The organism is Paenibacillus lemnae, from assembly GCF_012933385.1.
GTDB classification, from domain to species: domain Bacteria; phylum Bacillota; class Bacilli; order Paenibacillales; family Paenibacillaceae; genus Paenibacillus_AQ; species Paenibacillus_AQ lemnae.
On the sequence record NZ_JABBPN010000029.1, the window covers coordinates 1 to 20,655 of the forward strand.

The 20,655-nt window shown below is 50.6% G+C and carries 17 protein-coding genes and 1 riboswitch; of the genes, 2 read left to right on the forward strand and 15 right to left on the reverse strand.

Going from position 1 to position 20,655, the window contains the following annotated elements:
- Nucleotides 1-486: 486 nt before the first annotated feature.
- The 9 genes from HII30_RS20140 to bcp form a co-directional block, all read right to left on the reverse strand.
- Nucleotides 487-1,854 (reverse strand): NCS2 family permease, encoded by a 1,368-nt coding sequence (locus HII30_RS20140; RefSeq protein ID WP_169506837.1) that lies wholly within the window; start codon nucleotides 1,852-1,854, stop codon nucleotides 487-489.
- Nucleotides 1,855-2,085: 231 nt separating this feature from the next.
- Nucleotides 2,086-2,185, reverse strand: a riboswitch (purine riboswitch).
- A gap of 202 nt (nucleotides 2,186-2,387) precedes the next feature.
- Nucleotides 2,388-3,926 carry a glutamine-hydrolyzing GMP synthase gene (guaA, locus tag HII30_RS20145; protein ID WP_169506838.1) on the reverse strand — a complete coding sequence of 513 codons (1,539 nt, stop codon included), beginning with the start codon at nucleotides 3,924-3,926 and terminating at the stop codon, nucleotides 2,388-2,390.
- Between the two features lie 78 nt (nucleotides 3,927-4,004).
- Nucleotides 4,005-6,338, reverse strand: coding sequence for a transglutaminase-like domain-containing protein (locus HII30_RS20150; RefSeq protein WP_169506839.1), 2,334 nt, complete (start codon nucleotides 6,336-6,338; stop codon nucleotides 4,005-4,007).
- Nucleotides 6,335-7,693: a DUF58 domain-containing protein gene (locus HII30_RS21955; protein ID WP_169506840.1), complete on the reverse strand. Its 1,359-nt coding sequence runs from the start codon at nucleotides 7,691-7,693 to the stop codon at nucleotides 6,335-6,337. The genes HII30_RS20150 and HII30_RS21955 overlap by 4 nt, the downstream gene beginning before the upstream one ends.
- Complete coding sequence (locus HII30_RS20160; protein WP_169506841.1) at nucleotides 7,690-8,694, reverse strand: AAA family ATPase; 1,005 nt, start codon at nucleotides 8,692-8,694, stop codon at nucleotides 7,690-7,692. Before HII30_RS20160 ends, HII30_RS21955 begins: the two co-directional genes overlap by 4 nt.
- 225 nt (nucleotides 8,695-8,919) lie before the next feature.
- Nucleotides 8,920-10,095, reverse strand: coding sequence for an NAD(P)/FAD-dependent oxidoreductase (locus tag HII30_RS20165; RefSeq protein ID WP_169506842.1), 1,176 nt, complete (start codon nucleotides 10,093-10,095; stop codon nucleotides 8,920-8,922).
- 30 nt (nucleotides 10,096-10,125) lie between these two features.
- Entirely contained in the window at nucleotides 10,126-10,593 is a 468-nt protein-coding gene (locus tag HII30_RS20170) for a helical membrane plugin domain-containing protein (protein WP_169506843.1), read from the reverse strand.
- Nucleotides 10,594-10,857: 264 nt separating this feature from the next.
- Nucleotides 10,858-12,219, reverse strand: coding sequence for a polysaccharide deacetylase family protein (locus HII30_RS20175; protein WP_246246782.1), 1,362 nt, complete (start codon nucleotides 12,217-12,219; stop codon nucleotides 10,858-10,860).
- Nucleotides 12,220-12,371: 152 nt separating this feature from the next.
- Nucleotides 12,372-12,842 carry a thioredoxin-dependent thiol peroxidase gene (gene bcp, locus HII30_RS20180; protein WP_169506844.1) on the reverse strand — a complete coding sequence of 157 codons (471 nt, stop codon included), beginning with the start codon at nucleotides 12,840-12,842 and terminating at the stop codon, nucleotides 12,372-12,374.
- Nucleotides 12,843-13,064: 222 nt separating this feature from the next.
- Here bcp and HII30_RS20185 point away from each other — a divergent pair, with 222 nt between their 5' ends.
- Nucleotides 13,065-14,051: an LCP family protein gene (locus HII30_RS20185; RefSeq protein WP_169506845.1), complete on the forward strand. Its 987-nt coding sequence runs from the start codon at nucleotides 13,065-13,067 to the stop codon at nucleotides 14,049-14,051.
- A 70-nt stretch (nucleotides 14,052-14,121) separates the two neighbouring features.
- Nucleotides 14,122-15,453 (forward strand): glutamate-1-semialdehyde 2,1-aminomutase, encoded by a 1,332-nt coding sequence (locus HII30_RS20190; protein ID WP_169506846.1) that lies wholly within the window; start codon nucleotides 14,122-14,124, stop codon nucleotides 15,451-15,453.
- Nucleotides 15,454-15,513: 60 nt separating this feature from the next.
- On the opposite strand, the gene HII30_RS20195 is transcribed toward HII30_RS20190, so the two are convergent.
- The 6 genes from HII30_RS20195 to HII30_RS20220 form a co-directional block, all read right to left on the reverse strand.
- Nucleotides 15,514-16,785 (reverse strand): SGNH/GDSL hydrolase family protein, encoded by a 1,272-nt coding sequence (locus HII30_RS20195; protein WP_169506847.1) that lies wholly within the window; start codon nucleotides 16,783-16,785, stop codon nucleotides 15,514-15,516.
- Between the two features lie 132 nt (nucleotides 16,786-16,917).
- The gene (locus HII30_RS20200; protein ID WP_169506848.1) at nucleotides 16,918-17,139 is read right to left on the reverse strand and encodes a hypothetical protein; all 222 of its coding nucleotides are present in this window, start codon (nucleotides 17,137-17,139) and stop codon (nucleotides 16,918-16,920) included.
- 33 nt (nucleotides 17,140-17,172) lie between these two features.
- Nucleotides 17,173-18,060 carry an inositol monophosphatase family protein gene (locus tag HII30_RS20205; RefSeq protein WP_169506849.1) on the reverse strand — a complete coding sequence of 296 codons (888 nt, stop codon included), beginning with the start codon at nucleotides 18,058-18,060 and terminating at the stop codon, nucleotides 17,173-17,175.
- Nucleotides 18,061-18,129: 69 nt separating this feature from the next.
- Nucleotides 18,130-19,131 carry a UV DNA damage repair endonuclease UvsE gene (uvsE, locus tag HII30_RS20210; RefSeq protein WP_169506850.1) on the reverse strand — a complete coding sequence of 334 codons (1,002 nt, stop codon included), beginning with the start codon at nucleotides 19,129-19,131 and terminating at the stop codon, nucleotides 18,130-18,132.
- A complete protein-coding gene (locus HII30_RS20215; RefSeq protein ID WP_169506851.1) occupies nucleotides 19,128-19,445 on the reverse strand; it encodes a hypothetical protein in 318 nt (105 codons plus the stop codon). The genes uvsE and HII30_RS20215 overlap by 4 nt, the downstream gene beginning before the upstream one ends.
- Nucleotides 19,446-19,539: 94 nt before the next feature.
- Nucleotides 19,540-20,634 (reverse strand): D-alanine--D-alanine ligase, encoded by a 1,095-nt coding sequence (locus HII30_RS20220; RefSeq protein ID WP_169506852.1) that lies wholly within the window; start codon nucleotides 20,632-20,634, stop codon nucleotides 19,540-19,542.
- Nucleotides 20,635-20,655 lie beyond the last annotated feature (21 nt).

Below are 20,655 nucleotides of genomic sequence, written 5' to 3' on the forward strand. Positions count from 1 at the left end.
TCCCGAATGACTCCGAGAAAATATCCGACCGATGAGTTTAAAAGCTCATTTCAAAACTGACGAGATATTGCTATCTCATGTTTGATCTCACTAAAAGCAAGATCGGTTTAACTCACTCGTTGTTCAGTTTTCAAAGATCAACTTCTTTAATGTCGCCTCGCATTCTCTCGCTTCAGCAACTTTTATATCTTATCACATTCACTTTAGCTTTGCAAGCTTTTTTTCGAAAAGTTTTTCAAATGATATTCTCGCTTATGCTAACTGCTTGTGATGTCCGACCTTCATTTTGCGGCCGGAAATATAATATACCACATCCTTAATAAATTATGCAACCTATTTATCAAATTTTGTTTAACACCTCTTTTATCATCCCGTATCTGAAATAGTTTCTTCTATATAATATAGATGTCATAACTGCAGTCCAAATCCTTAAATATAAAAGCAGCCAGTCTCCATATGGAGACTGGCTGCAGCAAATCACCTATATTACTCAATACCCAGCATTACGTAACGCAGCAGAATGATGACGAACAAAATCCACATGAGCCAGTGTACCTTTACATCACGTCCGGCGATTTTTGCAAATACAGCCAGAACGACGTAAGAGATAATACCAGCCGAGATCCCGTTAGCAATTCCGCCAGTGAACGGCATGAGGATGATTGTCAAAAATGCCGGGAAAGCCAGGAAGAAATCATCCCAATCAATATCACGCACTTGACTCATCATCAGCACACCTACGATGATCAAAGCAGGAGCTGTCGCCGCTGAAGGCACAATCAAGGCCAGCGGAGCGAGGAACAAAGCAAAGAGGAACAAAACACCTGTCGTCACTGCAGTCAGACCTGTCCGGCCACCGGCAGCTACACCTGCAGCACTTTCTACAAATGCTGTAACTGTACTGGTTCCGAGGAAAGCACCGGCACTGACACCACCGGCATCAACCAGCATCGCTTTACCCAGCTTTTTCTCTCCTTCTTCCTTGTTTTTCAACAAGCCTGCACGTCCCGCAGTACCTACCAAAGTACCGAACGTATCAAACAGTTCTACAAAAGTGAAGATAAAGATAACTTCCAGCAATCCAATTCCGATAGCGCCTTTGATATCCATCTGACCTACAGCCAGGTTATCAAAAGAAGGAATCCAGCTGGCATCGCTCAGACCGGAAACATTCGTTACGCCCATTGGAATACCGATCAGCGTCGTGGCCACAATCCCGATGAGCAAAGCACCCTTGATTTTCAAAACCATCAGGATCGCAATCAGAAACAGTCCGATCAAAGCCAGCAAAGCATCTTTGTGCTCTACGAAATTACCAAGTGCAAGGTTGAATGCTCCGCCCGCAACCGGCTGGCTGACATCTGTACCTGGGTTGATGTTGACCGAAATCAGGTTGCCCAGTTTGAAACCGATAATCGTAATAAACAATCCGATACCGACGGTGATCGCGATTTTCAAATTGTTCGGCACTGCAGTCAGCAGCATTTGACGGACCTTAGTCACAGTCAGAATCAAGAAAATAATACCGGAAAGAAAAACAGCCCCTAAAGCAGCCTGCCACGTAATGGCTCCGTTCGAGCTCAGTACGACGGTCATAAAGTAAGCGTTCAAACCCATACCCGGAGCAAGCGCGATCGGAATGTTAACAAACAGTCCCATCACGATTGTGACCAGCCCGGCGCCTACAGCAGTGGCGAAAAATACGCCTTCCTGCGGGATGCCCGCTCCATCAGGACCTAGAAACAGGTTGTTGACAAAAAGGATGTAAGCCATCGTCATAAACGTCGTCAATCCTGCGATCATTTCGGTTCTGACATTTGTTCCGTGTTCCTTTAACTTAAAGAAACGCTCCATTGTTGAGATATCCCCCTTAGAATTAGTGACCAACGACGAAAAAGCCCTGAAGAAAAAATCTCCAGGGCACCCGCTTAAAAAGATTGCGCACAGCATCGTGTTACTCACCCGTTCACCTCTAACCATCAGAGACAAGCTCGAAGGGTATTGTGGTTCCCCCATAGCATAAGTCTATTAGACAAATGATGTGTATGGAATCCGGTCGTGGATTGGATAGAGTAAAGGCATTCTATGCTGCTGCAATCTTTCCGTAGCCAGATCATTACGGTGACCTTGTAGAGACTCCCGGGCCAATTCCCAGGATTATACGAAAAAAAGCTTATATATCGTTGTCGTCATATTTACTATGAACATTCTAGGTCGAAGGGTGGATTTTGTCAACAATAAAAACGAATAATATCGTTTTCAAATTGTTGTATTGTTCGGAAATGGAGGAAATCCCTCGATAATGCAGCTATTGAATCTTGCAGCTATACAAAAACCTCCCGTTTCTATGCGAAGTTCGCAAGAAACGGGAGGTTTAAAAACTCTATCTATTCCCACTCAATCGTGGCCGGCGGTTTGCTCGTCACGTCGTACACGATGCGGTTTACATTGTCCACCTCGTTGACAATACGCACCGAAATCTTCTCAAGCACATCCCATGGGATACGCGCCCAGTCGGCGGTCATGCCGTCGATCGAGGTTACCGCACGAATGCCGACGGTATAGGAGTACGTACGGGCATCACCCATGACTCCGACGCTTTTCATATTCGGAAGTGCGGTGAAATACTGCCAGATTTCGCGGTCCAGGCCTGCCTTAGCAATCTCTTCACGCAGGATATAATCGGAATCGCGGACAATAGTCAGCTTCTCCTCTGTCACTTCACCGAGCACACGAATCGCAAGTCCAGGACCCGGGAACGGCTGACGCCAAACGATAGCTTCCGGCAGACCGAGTTCCTCGCCGACTTTGCGGACCTCATCTTTAAACAGGGCTTTCAGCGGCTCAATCAGCTTAAACTTCATATCCTCCGGCAGTCCGCCGACATTGTGATGGGATTTAATCGTCTGTGCTGTATCTGTTCCGCTTTCCACAATGTCCGTATATAGGGTACCCTGTGCAAGGAAAGCAAAATCATCAAACTGCGTAGACTCTTCGTCAAAAACATAGATGAATTCATTGCCGATGATTTTGCGTTTTTGCTCAGGATCATCTACACCGCTCAGCTTCGCCATAAAACGGTCGCGGGCATCAATCTTGACGACCTTCATATCGAACTTGCCGACAAAGGTTTCCATAACACTCTCGGCTTCGCCTTTGCGCAGTAAGCCATGATCGATAAACATACAGGTCAGCTGATCACCAATCGCTCTGTGAATCAACATAGCGACAACAGAAGAATCAACACCGCCGCTGAGTGCACAGAGCACTTTCTGCTGGCCTACAGTTTCACGGATTTCACGAATTTGATCTTCAATAAAGGTTTCCATGCTCCAGCTGCCTTCACACTGGCAGATTTCGTACAGGAAGTTCTTGATCATTTCATTACCCTGCAGAGAGTGGCGAACTTCTGGATGGAACTGCACAGCATACAGCTGCTTGTCCGCATTGCTCATGGCCGCAATCGGAGCAGATTCCGTACCGGCATCCAGCTTGAAGCCTGATGGCAGAGATACGACATGATCCCCGTGGCTCATCCAAACCGTCTGATTGTTCTCCAGACCTTTGACCAGAACCGAGTTCTCATTAAACATCAGATCTGCTTTACCGTATTCACGTTTTGCGGAACGTTCAACTTTACCCTCCAGCTGCTGGGCCATCAACTGCATACCGTAGCAGATACCAAAAATCGGAACGCCAAGATCATAAATAGCCGGATCTACATGCGGTGCATTTTCTGCATATACGCTTGAAGGCCCGCCGGAGAAAACAATACCCCGCGGTGACAATGCCTTGATCTTCTCAACAGGCGTACTATAAGGCAGCAGTTCGCTGTATACTCCAAGATCACGGATACGTCGTGCAATAAGTTGGTTATACTGTCCACCGAAGTCCAAAACAACGATGATTTCATTAGGCTTGTTCATTAACGTGCCTCCCTCAATTATTGAGATTAATTATACGCAACCCCAATTCATACCGTCAAGGAAAGGGAGGCTTTGTTTTCATGCCAGTTTTTTGGCAAGCATGCGGCATTGTCTCAGAAACCGGATTTTCTCCATACGGCTGAATGGTGTATTCCCATAAGCTGCATTCTCCCACTGCATAGCAAAATCGACCAGCTCAGCCATGACGTGTTCATCCTCCAGCTGAAGAGACTGCATGTACTTTTTCACCGTTACGGCAGCTTCGGGCGCACCGCAGCGCCGCGCAAGCCGCCTCCATACCGGGATAGCCGCTGCCAGCAGCTGCTCTCTTTCGCTGAAATGCCCATCCCCATGCGTCGGATCTTCACGGGAGCCAGGACGAGAGATCCCCCATTTTTTCCGGGTCCATAACCTAAAGATTACAGGTGTACATATGAAGCTGATCAAAGCCAGGATGGACCATATCCGGTGCACGATCCAACTCTGAATGCTGGATATACGAGACTGCAGCATTTGCACAAATTCCATCAGCTGCTCATGAAATCTGTTTGTTTTTATCATATTCTCTTCTGACGCATCCGCTGCCTGGCCTGCATAAAACCCAGGGGTGGGGTCAAATGCTGTCCAGCCCTGTTTCGGAACATAGACTTCAACCCAGGCATGCGCTTCCTCCTGTGTGACCCTGTAAGTATCTGAAGTTCCTTCAACCAGCTGACCTGGAGCAAAACCTGTGACATATCGGGCAGGAATGCCCTGTGTACGCAGCAGCACAACCATAGCTGTAGCAAAATGCGTACAATATCCCTGCTGATCCTTAAATAGAAATGCATCTACAAAATCCTGGCCTGCCGGAGGAATTCGGGTTTTCAGCGTATAAGGAAATCGGCTTTTCAGATAGGCTTCGACTGCCCTCGCTTGTTCATACCGGCCGCTTGTATTCCGGGTCAGCTGCTCACCCAGATCATATACCCGCTTAGGTAGATCGGCTGGCAGCTGTACATATGTCGCGTCATCCAATGAATCGGATAACGTATCCGGCACCGTATCACCCCCGGTATCAACCTGGCTGCTTCCACTCAACGATCCCGACCCTGCAACAGGCTGTTTCAGGGACTCTACGGTATAGGATTTGACTTGATCTGCATGCTCCTCCAGTCGAAGCGTACCCGTGTCAGGATAAGCACCCATGCCGGGGTTCACCCCGTGACCTGAGGCATCCTGCAGCTCCAGCACCTTGGTGATTGTTCCATTAGAAAATAAGGGCATACTTTCAAAGCCGCGCTGATGCAGTGTGATTTTTTGGACTACTGTTGATGATGCCTGCTTATTCTGTGCAGCTAATGTTGTAAGAGCCGTCTCCTCACCCTTTTCAACAGGAACACGATCATCATCATGGCCGATCCAGCGCCTGCCGGTGTAATAGAGCAGAGATTCTCCCCGCCAATACGCGGGTTCAGGAGACTGGGCTGTGAAAAAAAGTTCGATTCCCGGCTGGAGCGGCCCTCCCAAATCACCAGACAAGGCATCATACCCGGTTAAGCCTGTTTTTGCCCGATGGGCTGCACCGCTGTTTCTGTCTTCCGACCATGTTTTCACTTGATCTGCTATATACTCGAATGTCAGTCCGCTGCCAGAAGCCGGGGCACGCCCCTGTCCAGCGGCATGCAGCAAGCCTGCCGTCAACACCGCAGATAGCACGACCCACAAACTCCAGCGCAAAAACAATGTTCCTGTCTGCTTCTTCTTCACCTTGAGCCGGTATCCATCCAAAGATCCAGCTTCCTCCGTCTGAATCCGGATAAACCAAGACATGCCCTGAACCGCTAAAATCCAGCAGCATGCACGGATAAAACCGCCGTAAACCGGCAGCTCCAGCGCTTCCTCCAGCACAGTGAGGTACAGCAGCGTCGTTCCGCCAAACAGCCAAAGGTTCCCCCGATTAAGCACCAGCACCTGAACGGCAGAAACCATGATAGCCCAGCCTGCCAGCAGAATCAGCGCACGGCTTTCACGGCTGAGATCGCTGAATTCCCAAACACCATGAACATGAGAGACATCCCCAGGCAGCACATAAAATACATACGACTCAAGCCAGGAAAGGAGGGAGACTTCTCCGAACAAACGGCTCCATAAAAACAGCAGCAAGATGATGTTAAGCGGCAGTAAAATCCATTCCTTTACGGTGCCCAGTCCCTGCACCAGCAATACAAAAGTAAGTACAAACAGGGTTTGCAGCATGAGGCTGCCCTCACTTCCGCCCAAATCCAGCAGCGGGAGCAGCCACTCCGTAAATAAACCCGCCAGAGGTACCGTAAGCAAAAAGCGCATGAAGAGAGGCGCGGCAGGCAGCCGGAATACAAAGCGGAGAAGCGAGACTGCATCCTTGTCTTCATTAACAGACGAGATCTTCATCCATAACGCCCTCCACTGCCTCTCTCTTGTGATCCAATCTGATGAATGCCCCCATCCATCACAATGAAAAGCCTCCCCCCTGCTTGAATAAACCGACTTTCCGACTCCGGCAGCATATGATAGAACGAAGCATTCCCTGAATGCTGCCCGGTTCTGTTCTCCCCTTCTTCCAAACTGCCGGTCTGCCCGGAATGAAAGCAAACTTTGTACACCGTAATCACAGCTCCATTAGACATCAACTGAATCGCAGCATCCGCGAGTTCCTCATTCATAATGCCGGTAACGAGATGCAGCTCCCGCCCCAATAAAGAAGGCCCCAGACCGGAAAGCCCAGCCTGGATGGACTTCTCCATAACCTTATCCTGCAAACGGACGGCAGCAAGAGCCAGAAGTTCATCCATCTCCTCCCCGGCTGTCCGTCGTTCAGGTATCCCGGAAGATGAAGCACATCCGAGCATATGAAGCACCGTCTGCTCTGAAGAGGCTGCTCTTGCGCGATAACATAAGCCTGCTGCCACAGATACGGCTTGCTCAAAGTAATCCTCCTGCTCGAAACCATCCTCACCAGGATATCCTGCAGCAAAAGTGTTCAAAACAATACACCGTTCATCATTTCTCCCTGCCTCAGGAAGCCTTACCTGCAGCTTGCCTGAACGGGCACTGTTCTTCCAATGGATAGATCTCAGCGGATCACCAGGGATATATTCGCGGTAATCTGCCGCTCCAATCCAGGGAGAGGCCAAATAGGAGTAATCCGGCCTCTCGTCCACGGTGCTGCTCAGGGCATTCCATCCTGTCAGCTCTGCAGGAAGAGGCAGCACCACCAGGCTGCCACTGCCTTTCCATTTCCTTTTGGACCGGAACCAGCCAAACATATCGCCCCACTCCACCGTTCCATGAAGTTCCGGCCAGTACCCCCTCCTCTGCAGCGGAAGCGTATAAGTACAGCTGACTGAACGGCGGAATCCCGGGAACCACAATTTACGCACTGTTCTGTCTCCGATCTGTTCTGTCAGCAGAAGCCACGGTACCGGCATTCCCGTCTTGAATTCCAGTTTGAGGATGACCTCTGCCTCTTCTCCGGCATGAAGAACAGCAGGTGCGAAGGAGCGGCTGATCTTAAAGCATCGGGGTCCTGCCAGCATAAGCAGTCCGCCATGGAGGAGCATAGCCGTACACAGCAGCCAGACAAAACGGAGCGAAGCACCGCCCAGCCAAACATAAAGCCCCCAGCTGGAAAGCCAGATGCCCAGCGCTCTGAACCCGTATAACAGGCCTGCACTTCCTGCCATTTCTGAATGTACAGCGTTAGGAGCATGCTCATCAGTACTCGGTCTTACACCTCGCCGCTTCACATTCTCCCTCCTTTGCGGGTGCGCTGTCTGGGAAGCTCGATGCTGCGGATCAGCCGCTGCAGAGCTTCATGCTGATCTACCCCGGCAGATCTGGCCTCAAAACCAAGCTGCAGACGATGCGCCAGTACAGGCCCCGCCACCGTAAGGCAGTCGTCGGGAATGACATACATCCGGCCATCCATAAAGGCCGAAGCCTGTGATGCTCGCATCCAGGCCAGTGTTCCGCGCGGACTGATGCCAAGGCGAATGTCCTGATGTTTCCGGGATGCGTCGGCAATCTGGACAAGGTATTTTTTAATACTCTCATCCACATACACACGCAGGACCGAGCGCTGCATCGTTGTGATTTCGGATGCTGCCAGAAGAGGACCCGGAAGCGAGTTCAGCTCTCTGTCTTGTGCCCGCTCCAGCATCAGCACCTCCTGCTCCATGTCCGGATAGCCCAGAGACAGTCTCATCATAAAGCGATCCATCTGGGCTTCAGGCAGCCGATTGGTACCTTCAAATTCACACGGATTCTGTGTGGCCAGCAGAAAGAAAGGCGATCGCAGCGGATATGTCCTTCCATCTACCGTAACCTTTCTCTCCTCCATCAGCTCCAGCAGGGCCGATTGAGCCCGCGGAGATGCCCGGTTGATCTCATCGGCAAGTATCATATGGTTTGCAAGAACGGGCCCCGGCCTGAAATCAAAGTCTCCAGTATGTGGAGAATACACTGTGGTTCCGGTGATATCACCAGGCATCAGATCACTCGTAAACTGTATTCTGCCAAAATCGCATCCAATAACGGATGCTATGCACCGCACAAGCATCGTTTTTCCTACACCCGGCACATCCTCCAGCAAAATATGTCCTCCGGCCAGCATGGACATAAAGGCTCGCCTCACCTGTTCTTCGTGACCTATAATAACGCTGCTTACCTTTTGAACAGCACGCTGTATCAACTCCGGTCCCCAGTACGGGTGATCCGGCTCTTCCTGCTGCAGCGATGAATGAAACATAAAGTTCTACCTCCGCTTCCCGTTCATTTCTCCCAATCTTGTAAAAGGAGTCTATGAATAGGTTTTCCAAGATGAGCCCAAGATAGACCGTGCTGAGATGAAATTCCACCGAGAATAATAAAAAAGAAGCACAGCCTTCTCCATCATTCGGAGAGACTGTGCCTCTTGGGTAATCTTTATTGAGCAGACGCTTTATGCAAAGACGTCTGCTTCTCGTTTATTGGCTTAGTACGCCAGCGTAAACAAACCTTTGATGTGGGACAGGTAACGCATGTTACTTGCTTCCTTCATCAGGGTTGCAGGCAGGCCTTTCAGCTGGGTTTTGTTCGCGCCGATCGTACCGATCGCATCCTTGCGGCCCAGGCTGCCCAGGGTACCGGAGAATACAGGAACGAAAGTTTCCAGTACGCCGCCCTGCGCATAGGCATACATGTTGTATCCTACCAGCTCACCCATTTGCCAGGCCAGCTGTGCTGTCGGAGGATACGGACGTCCTTCAGGACCCATAACTACCGCACTGTCACCAGCAAGGAATACATCCGGGTGTGAAGTCGACTGCAGGAACTCGTTCACAACAGCACGGCCGCGGTTCACTTCGATACCGCAGTTAGCTACAACCGAGTTACCCTGTACGCCGCCTGTCCATACCAGTGTGCTGGTCTGGATGGTGCTTCCGTCTTTCAGTTCTACCGTTGTACCGTCCATCTTGGTAATCGGAAGACCTGTCAGGAAGTTTACACCGCGTTTTTGCAGGCTTGTCGTTGCACGATCCACCAGCTCAGGCGGGAAGCCCGGCAGGATGGAAGGAGCAGCTTCTACACAATACAGTGTAATTTCATCCGGGGAGAGGCCGTATTTACGAGCCAGTTCACTCTTCATATCGGCATATTCGCCAACAAGCTCAACACCCGTCAAACCGCCTCCGCCGACCACGATCGTAGCGTCCGCAGGGTTCTTCGTTCTGCTGTATTCCGCAATCCGGTTCTCCACATGCTCATGCAGACGATTGGCATCGCTCACGGACTTCAGGATAAAGCTGTTCTCCTGCAGTCCAGGAATGCCGAAGAATGCTGTTTCACTGCCCAGAGCAACAACCAGCATATCGTAAGTAAATGTACCGCCGTCTTCGAGCGATACAGAGTGGTCATCCGGCTTGATTTCTTTTACAGTACCGATGCGGAGATCCACGTTAGCGTCACGAAGAAGCTTGTCCAGTGGCAGTGCAACAGCTTTCTCGGCAATGTTGCCAGCAGCCAGACGATGAAGCTCGGTAATAATTTGGTGCGTTGTGAAACGGTTAACCAGTGTGATCTTCGCATTCACGCCGAAATGCTCGCGGGCTGAAAGAGCGCTCAGCAAACCGCCGTAGCCTCCGCCCAAGATCAGAATATGTTTAGACATGACCATCCTCCGTTCTTATCCGTTTTCGTCTTAACGTTTGTTCTGCTGATCGCGCTCGTTCAATACGTCCATATAAGCCTGTGCAAAACGCAGGGCTTTCTGAACTTGAGGATCCTTCAGCATTTTCATCAAACCAAATACGCTGATGTTTCCATGGTCGTCCTGAGCACGTACACGGTCTCCGGCTTCAATAGCAGCGGACGCTGTACCTTTCAAGGTGTCGGTGACAGGCTTTGTAAAGCCGCTCAGCGATGCCATGGTGTCTTCGGCAAGAACCGGGTCGGTGGCTACCGATTTCCCGAAATCATATGCCTTTGTCAAAAGGGTAAGCATTTCCGCCAGTTTTGGAAGCTGGTCCACAAGGACGGTCAGAGACTCTTGAATTTCCGGCTTCAGCAATTGGTCAAACACATCGGGAAGACCCGCTTGCGGAGCTCCGAGGTTTTCGGCAACCTTCTCCGAGCCTTCGGATGGTTGCGGACGGGATGTTTCTGTCATGATAATTGCCTCCTTTGCTTTAAATGAGGTCCCAAGAAGAACATGGCGGCGATTGAACCGGTTAGTTGTAATTTTGGGATAACCGGCCGCTATTATGCATCACTGTCATAAGTGAGGAATGTCACCGAATCTTTCGCGCCAAAACAAAGCAGGGGGATATCTCCCCCTCCCTATGGAACACTTTCATTGGGATTGTGATTATTATCTCAACCTCTAGTCTATAACTTGTGCTTCATAATTACAAACAAAAAATACGAGGTTTTTCTACAAAGTTTGGATTTTATAGGCATTCCCTTTCGAAACGATTGCCTTTAACGGATGTCCTGACAGCTGCAGCACTTCCCGAAGCGGAATCCACGTGGTGTGACCTGTCATTCCAATTTCCGGGACCTGACGCGCCTGCGATTTCCCGGACTGAATCGTGCCCATGAACGGATCTGCCGTCCAGGATCGTCCGCCCAGCCACACTTTGGCCGTACGGTTGGACGCATCCCAGTTTACACGGCCGCCCAGACGCTCTACAGCCGATCGCAGCGGGACGAGCAGCTTCCCATTCTCCATCCTGTATTCACCGGATCGAAATATGGCCGCCAGGCCGTTCATATCTACTTCCAGGTGATTCCCCTGACGGAACAGAGCTGCATTGACAGTGACATGCTCTGCAATCCATACGGAGCCAGGCTGCCCTTTCTTGGGCTCGATTTGCACTTTGAATTGTACCGGTTTGATCTCAGGTGTAAGGATATCAAAACGGTATCCGACTTTTTGATAGTATTTAATGATGCGCGGGAGCGCCTTGACAGTCTCCTCATGACCTGCCCCGTCATGAAGCAGCACGACAGCCTCATTCCCCTGGTGAGGAGCAGTGGACATTTTGACAATCTCATCCGCCGGCACTCCTTTTCTCTTGGAGTCTCCGCTGTCTACGTTCCAATCAAACACTTTATAGCCCCCCTGCTCCAGCAGATCGAAATAGGCAGCATCAAATTTACCAGCCGTACCGCCGGGTGCACGCACCAGCTGAGGACGTTCCCCGGTAATGAGGCGAATGATTTCCTCCGTCTGTTTGATCTGGTTCCAGAAGGCCGTGAATTTGTGATAAAGCTCTGTATAGTTATGATCATATGTATGGTTACCGATCGCATGGCCTTCTTCATGAATGCGCCCAATGATCTCCGGACGCCGTTCTGCCTGCTGACCTAAAACAAAGAACGTTCCCTTAATTTTGTACGTATTCAGGATGTCCAGCACTTCTCCTGTCAATCCCGAAGGCCCGTCATCAAAGGTGAGATATACTGTTTTTGCCGTGACAGGTTTTGCCTGGACCGGTTTTGCTGATTTATTAGCAGCTGCTGCAGATTTTGCAGGCACAGGTCTTGCTGCCAGAGGTTTTACAGTCACAGGTGTTGCAGCTACAGGTTTTGCAGCTACAGGTTTTGCCGACTTCAAGGTGCTGACATCAGCACCGGAACCGCCCACCACGGTTTTGGAAGTCACATGCCGGTTTTGAGAATCTATCAGATAACGGTCCGGCTGGACAGCATCCAGCATACCTTCAGGCCACAGAAGTGCTAAAATCAAAATCAAACCTACCGTACGGGCCAAGACCAGGAACATTTTGTTCATATTAATCTACCTCCATAGTTTCTATGAGATTCACAGCGGGATTTCATATCTGATAGATTATATGGAGGGCATTTCAAAAAAAGACTATATCGTTCGAGTTAAAAATTCGCAAAAAAAACCGCCCGCGTCAGGATGACACGGACGGTTTGACTTTATAATGTTTGGACAGCCTCCAGCACTTCTTCCACATGGCCTGCGACCTTGACCTTGCGCCAGGCACGGGCCAGCCTGCCCTCTTCATCAATCAGAAAAGTGGACCGGACGATCCCCTCGAATTCACGGCCGTACATTTTCTTGAGCTGCCATACGCCGAATAACTCACTCACCTGATGCTCCTCATCAGACAGCAGCAGAAACGGCAGGCCGTATTTTTCAATAAATTTGCTGTGGGATTTCAGGGGATCCGGGCTGATACCAATGACCACAGCTCCCTTCTGCTCCAATTCTTCATGGGCATCCCGGAAGCCGCAGGCTTCATCTGTGCATCCAGGCGTCATATTTTTCGGATAAAAATACACCACGACCTTCTTGCCGCGAAAGCTGCTCAGCGAAATGTCCTCTCCATTTGAACCCGGCAAGGTGAAGTCTGGTACGGTCTGTCCCGTCTCAAGATTCGTCTCCATGATTCCAATCAGCTCCTTCCTTGTATGCCTGGCCCATTTTAATATACTTCATTCACCCTGTTCAACATTCACGATGTAAAAAATTGATTGTCGCCCCAAAAGAATTTATAATATAGGGAATGCTTATGTTAATTGTTCATATCCTAAACATTGATTATTACTCACCTGTGTGATCCCGAAAGGAAGAACCTGATGGAGAAAAGATCTTCGAGAAAGAAAAGAATGTCAAGAACCAAGAAAACAATCATATGGACGGTCAGCCTGATTATGGCCGGTATTCTCAGCTATGGGACTTATTATGCTACCTCCATTTACAGCGGTTTGGACGGACTTCAGAAATCCGGAGAATCCTCCCCTTTCCGTGAGATTGAACAAGTGGATGCCAAGGCTCCTGAGCCACCGAAATGGGAAGGAACCGAGCCTGTAAATATCCTGCTGATGGGCGTGGATGCACGCGGCTTCGATGAAGGAGAAATTCCGAGATCCGATACCATGCTCGTAGCATCTATCGATCCGGTGGATAAGACCATTAACCTGTTCTCCATCATGCGTGATACGTATACTGAAATTCCCGGCTACGGAAACAGCCGGATTAACACTGCTGTAACACATGGACCGAAAACAGCGATGATGGCTGTCGGCGATCTGCTCGGCCTTCCCATCCAGTACTATGTGTACACGGATTTCCAAGGATTTATCAAGCTCGTGGACTCGATCGGCGGCGTGGATTTTTATGTAGAAAAGGATATGAAATACGGAAGCAAAGCGGACAAAAATCAGTATGATATTGATTTGAAGCAGGGCATGCAGCATCTCGATGGCAACAAAGCGCTGCAGTATGTCCGGTTCCGTTACGATAAGCTGGGAGACTTCACACGTACGGAACGTCAGCGCGAACTGATGAAGGCTGTCGCGAAGAAGATGCAGTCCACCACCTCCATTATGAAGCTTCCGGATATTCTGGAGTCGGTAAGTCCGTATATTGATACCAACCTGGATGTTACTGATATGGTGAAGCTGGCTAATGTCGGCTATCAGAGCAGTATGAAGGGCAGTGAACAAATTCCGCCGATGAAGCTGCTGGTGGAAGACAACGTCGGGGGTGCGGCGGTACTCACCGTACGTAACCCTCAGACTTTGAAGGATTACGTACAGGAAGTATTGAATCCTCCAGCGCCCGAACCGGAAACGGAGTCTCAGCAAAATTAACAGCACCACACACGGACAGGCCGCCATCCAGGCAGGCCTGTTCTCATTTATAAGGAAAGGAAGGATCACCATGTCCACTCAAAACAATAGAGAACGTTCCAAACATTTATACGAAGAAGCTCTTGAGCATATTGTCGGAGGCGTCAACAGCCCTTCCCGTTCATTCAAAGCCGTAGGAGGCGGCGCCCCTGTCTTTATGAAACGTGCGAAAGGCGCACACTTCTGGGATGAGGACGACAACCGCTACATCGATTATCTCGCCGCATACGGACCGATCATTACAGGTCACGCACATCCTCATATCACGAAGGCTATTACGGACGCCGCCGAGAACGGAGTTCTTTACGGTACGCCTACCGGACTTGAAATCAGGCTGGCCAAAATGCTGAAGGAAGCCATTCCCTCGATGGACAAGGTCCGGTTCGTGAACTCCGGGACAGAAGCCGTCATGACGACGATCCGTGTGGCAAGGGCGTATACGAAACGCAGCAAGATCATTAAATTCGCCGGATGTTATCACGGTCATTCCGATCTGGTTCTGGTCGCTGCCGGCTCCGGCCCCTCTACACTCGGAATTCCCGACAGTGCAGGTGTTCCGGCCAGTATCGCGCATGAGGTGATTACCGTTCCTTTTAATGACCTGCACGGCCTCCGCGAAGCACTGGACAAATGGAAGGATGAGGTGGCCGCCGTCATGGTGGAGCCCATCGTAGGCAATTTCGGCATGGTTATGCCGAAGCCTGGATTTTTGGAAGGACTGTGTAAAATGGCCCATGATAACGGCTCACTCGTCATCTATGACGAAGTGATCACTGCCTTCCGCTTCCACTACGGGTCCGCCCAAACTTATGCCGGACTGCAAAACCATGAAGCGATCCAGCCGGACCTGACGGCTCTGGGCAAAATCATCGGCGGCGGCCTGCCGATCGGCGCTTACGGCGGCCGCAAGCATATTATGGAGCAGGTCGCTCCGCTTGGCCCTGCCTACCAAGCTGGAACGATGGCCGGCAATCCGGCCTCCATCGCTTCCGGTATTGCCTGCCTGGAAATTTTACAAGGGGAAGGCGTGTATGAGGAGATGGAACGTCTGAGCATCAGGCTGACCGAAGGCCTTCAGGCATCGGCTGACCGCCACGGCATTCCGTTAACGATCAACCGGATTCGAGGTTCCTTCTCTGCGCATTTCTGCCAGCATCCGGTGACGGATTATGATGAAGCCCAGGATACCGACGGCGAGGCGTTCGCTGCTTTCTTCCGGCACATGCTGGATCAGGGCATCAATCTCGCGCCTTCCAAGTACGAAGCCTGGTTCCTGACGACCGCTCACACGGATGAGGATATCCAGGAAACCCTTGCCGCTGCTGAAGAGTCCTTCCGGCAGATGGCCAGTGAGAACACCTAATAAGAAAAAGAGGCATTTCCCGGACTCAGCGGGAAATGCCTCTTTGCACTTTTCAAGATATTAAGGATTGATGAAGACCGTTCTGAGCTTGGCATTGTACTGTACATCAAAGCCAAGACCTTCTGCCAGTACAGCGAGCGGTACATATGTTTTATGTTCTTTGCCGACTTTATGCAGAAACGCCGGTGTATTAATGCTGACAGACTTGCCGTTGACTTTTACGGTTTTGGCACCCATTGTGATCACAACCGTTTTGTCGCCGTATGTGACGGTAGCACTGGATGTCTTGTTGCTCCATACCGTTTTGGCACCAACAGCATTCACAATATCCTGCACAGCTACAAAGTTCTGGTTCTTTACCAGGACTGGCTTATACGGTGTATTGAGTGTTTTCCCGCTGACGATAATGGCCATCGGATGACCGGCCTCTACTGCCTCAGGCTTGGTATAGCTGCCCCAGATACTATTAGCAAATACCCGGGCCATCGTCTCATATCCGTATTGCGTGGGATGAATGTCTTCATATTTGAGAATATGAGTCATCGTCATTTCATTGCCTACAAATTCCTTGGCGACCGGAGCAACCGTAACCTGTATTCCATTTTGGCTAAATTCTTTCGCAAGTCCTTCCACATGTGCTGTAAAAGCTGCCGAAGCCTCAAGCAGTTTCGGATAAGCCGCTTTATCGGCCAGCTGAGGAATCGGATTATATTGATCTGCCAGAATGATCTCCGCCTCGGGACTGATGCTGTGCAGGTTGTTTACGACACGGCTCACATTGGTTGTATACTGCTGAAACAGCTCCTGAATTCTGCCAGTCAGCTGCTCGCTGTTCAGCGATCCGGCCGTCTTCGTCAGCTCAAACATGTCGTTGCCGCCGATGGTGATCGTGATCAGATCCGCTTCCGCGATGACCGCTTTGGCTTTGGCTGCTTCCCTGCCAATCTGTCCTGTGCGGGGATCGCTGATTCCGGCCTGTATACCGTCTGCTGTAATGGCCCGCTCATCTGTGATGGCCTGAACATAGTTGTCCAGTCCACCTGTCTTCAATCCTGCGATACCCAGATTCACGACCTCAGTACGTCCGTGTAGCAGCCCCTGTTCCAGCAGCCGGTCTACAAAACCGTACGGCTTGGAGCTTACATTCATTCCCGGCTCATAGCCTACCGTGAGGGAATCCCCAAGCGTTACGATTACGTATGTATCTGAGGCAGGCTTGCCGCCCGCTTGAGCTGATACACTTCCCGCTGCCCATGGCCCTGCTAATACAGCAGCTGCCAGCACCAAGCTGCCTGCTGCCCGGGCGAGACCTTTTGTCCATTGCTTCAGCATGTTTAACACTCCTCTTCAATCCGGATTGGTAATATATTCTTCACTATTCTATCATCCCTTACCTTATAGACAATACATGCCTTTCAAAATAACGAAAAAAAGCAGCCCGATGGACTGCTCCGTTCCTATCCCTTATTCCGTATATTTATCGTACCGGTCATCCAGCTCTTTGCCGATTTTGCGGTACTCCCGGGTTTCCTCCACAATAGGATCCCGCTCTGTCTGGATACGGACTTCATATTTCGGAGAAATCCGCCGCCGTCCCTCTTCTTCAATCTGCTGCTTCTCCAGTTCGCCTTCAGTCAGCAGTTCACTGAGCTGCCGTTCCAATTCCTGATCCCGGCTATCACTCATATCGCGACACACTCCTTTTCAAAAAGGTGATGTTCAGCTGCGGTAACCGGTGCCCTGCGCTTCTGCGAGCGTATCCAGCAGTTCCTGATGAAACGCTCCATTGGTTGCGACGATATTTCGGACACCCAGATCATAGGGCTTCCCTACAGTATCTGTTACCCGGCCGCCCGATTCCTCAACCAGCAGTGCTCCGGCAGCCACGTCCCATGCGTTCAATCCAATCTCCCAATACCCGCTCAGGCGGCCAGCCGCGACGTACGCCATGTGCAGCGCTGCCGATCCTCCTGCACGCAGGTTGCGGACCTTGGGCAGAAGTGCTTGCAGACCTGCCATATTTTGCGGAAGGTTAAATTCAGCATCAATCGGAAACCCGGTGGCAAGCAGGCTTTCCGTGAGTGTGAGCTCACCGGACACGCGGGTAGGATTCCCGTGTACATAGGCGCCTTTCCCTTTTTCGGCAATAAAAAGTTCGTCACGCGAAGGATCATAAATGACCCCCAGAATGACCTCGTCCTGATATGCCAGTGCAATCGACACCGAGTAGAACGGAAAACCATGCACGTAATTCGTCGTCCCGTCTACCGGATCGATGATCCACACATACTCTTCTTCCCGTACTGCTGACAGCGCTTCGGCCGAAGCCTCAGCCCCTGGTCCAACACCCTCTTCTCCCAAAATAGCGTGATCTGGAAAATGCGTCAGGATCAGCTTCCGGATCATCATCTCTGCACCCTTGTCCACTTCTGTCACAAGGTCCTGTGCGGATGTTTTGGTATTCAGCTGTTTGACCGTACCTTGTTTGCTCTTGATCCATTCTCCGGCCTTGGCGGCACAATTGATGGCTACCGCGGCAAAGCTCTTACTTGTCACGACATAGGGCGTTTTGTCTTTATCGTTCAAAGCACTCACTCTACTTTCCATATGAATCTTTTACTCTATTGTATGCATCTTTTACTAGAGAAGAAAGGGTTCTTTTTACTTTTTTTGGATTTATGGACTAACCTCAATCGACGCTTGGTCCAGCACACGCACACCATCCCCTTCGACGCCTGTGAAGTCCCTGATTAACGCAAACAGCGCCTCATCCTTCTTCTTCGCTTCAATCATAACGTCCAGACGCGGGGTAATGCCGGCGATTTTCCTTAAGAAATCCAGCATCGGTCCCACCTCAACACCGTCCGCATGACTGCGGATATCTGTAGGTGTTTTCGGACTGGACACATGAATTTTAGGCGGAAGAGGATTGTCCGGTGCCGAGCCTGCCTGGGCGAGCGGTGACTCCCATGTCTTCAAAATATCCGGCCACAGCTCCCACGGAAGCTCGCCTTCATTATTGACCCACTGGTGATGAAGATCCAGCACCATGGGAAGCCCTAGATTTTGACATACCTTCAGGGTTTCTACCGCATTAAAGGTTTTGTCATCATTCTCCAGGGTGAGCCGTTCCCGGATATCCTGGTCCAGCAGCTCAAAGTGCTCTTCAAAGCGGGCAGCAGCTGCCGGCTTGTCCCCATAGGCTCCTCCGATGTGAATGTTATTCTTCATCTCGCCGCTGAAGCCCATAGCATGCAGCATATCGGTGTGATGCCTTAAATCACGAATGGAGTTGGTTAACACTTCCGGACGCGGCGTACTGAGCACCGTAAAATGATCCGGATGAAACGAAACGCGCATGCCGTGATTTTTGACGAATGCTCCAACTTCAGCGAACCCTTCTTTCAGCACAGGAAATGGGTCCCAATCCATCAGGTCTCCGTGCGTAGCCAGTGGAATCAGCTTGGACGTCATCCGGTACATCTTGATATCATGGGCAAGATTATGCTTTAGCAGCCGCAGTGTATTATGCAAATTCTCTGCCGAAAGCCGCTCCAGCTTGCGGATCGCCGCCTCGCGGTCGTTCAGCTTGTTGAAGCTTGCCATCGTCATGGTCCGGGAAGGAGAAGAGTTTTGTACCACGGTGGACATGGCCACATACCCGAAGCGGACAATCACGCCTGCTCTCCGAAAAACATCTCATGAGCAAGTGCAGTCTGCAGTCTGGATTCCTCTTCTGTCAGCTTGCGCACCAGCTGCAGCTCCACGGAGGTCACTTCTTCCCCCTGAAAATTGATCTCAGACACACAAGCCGTAATCTTCACAATGGCGGATGCAACGTTTTCGGGAGTATAGGCAATTACCTTCTGTCCGGTTGGAAACACGCGAAATCCCTGCTTCAGCATTTTTCCGCGTCCGTACTCCAGAAGCTCATACAGCTCCTGCTCATTCTTGAACTTGCACACAGAGTTGAATTCGGTTTGAAATCCCATAGGCCAGCCGTCCTTTCGCAGATGCTCATTGTTATAGTCAAGGGGAGCCGTGATATTACCGGACTCCCCTCTGGTTATTTCTTATTATACTCTATTATGCCTCATTCTCATAAATCAGCGATTTCTTTCTATCATACCGTTCCAGACCCAAATCAATCATCCGGTCCAGCAGCTCGCGGTATGACATTCCGGTCTCCCGCCACAGGAGCGGATACATACTGAACGGGGTAAAGCCCGGCATTGTATTCACTTCATTAATCAGGATCGCCCCGTCACTGCGGCGGATAAAGAAGTCAGCCCGCGTGATTCCGCTGCCTTCGATTGCCTTGAACGCCGTGATCGCCAGTTCTCTCAGAAGGTCTGCGACTTCCGGGTCTACTGGTGCCGGGATTAACATCTCGGACTGTCCGTCCGTATATTTGGCTGCGTAGTCATAGTATTCACTGGAAGAGACAATTTCACCCGGAACGGAAGAGATCGGCTCATCATTGCCCAGTACACTGACTTCAACCTCACGAGCATCCACAAATTCTTCTACAATAATCTTGTTGTCGAATTTGAGAGCCGTTTCCACGGCGTGTTTCAACTGTGCCGCGTCCTTGGCTTTGGAAATGCCTACACTGGAGCCCAGGTTCGCCGGCTTCACGAAACACGGATAGCCCAGCTTATCCTCGATACCCTGCAGCAGCTTGTGGCTGGACCGTTCCCACTCGGACCGGGTAAAGCAGCAGTATTCACACTGCGGCAGCTCTGCCTGGGTGAACAGCTTCTTCATGACGCCTTTGTCCATCCCTGCTGCAGATGCCAGCACACCGGTTCCGACATAAGGCATGTCTGCCATTTCAAACAGGCCCTGAATTGTTCCGTCTTCTCCGAAGGTACCGTGCAGCAGTGGAAACATAATATCGACCGCAGGCTGGTCACTGCCGTAAAGGCGGCTAAAGACCGCGTTCAGTGCAGACTGTGTATCCTCTCCGCCGGCCAGCTTCAGTGCTTCTTTGTCAGCAAACGGTTCACTCAGCCGGCTTCCGATTTTCCAGGATCCCTGCTTCGTAATGTAAAAAGGTATCAGTTCATATTTATCATAATCAAATGCATTCATGACGGCAAAGGCTGTTGAGAGCGACACTTCATGCTCCCCTGATTTACCGCCGTAGACCAATCCAACCGTTAATTTATCCTGTCCCATGCCTAACCTCTCTCTTTGCAA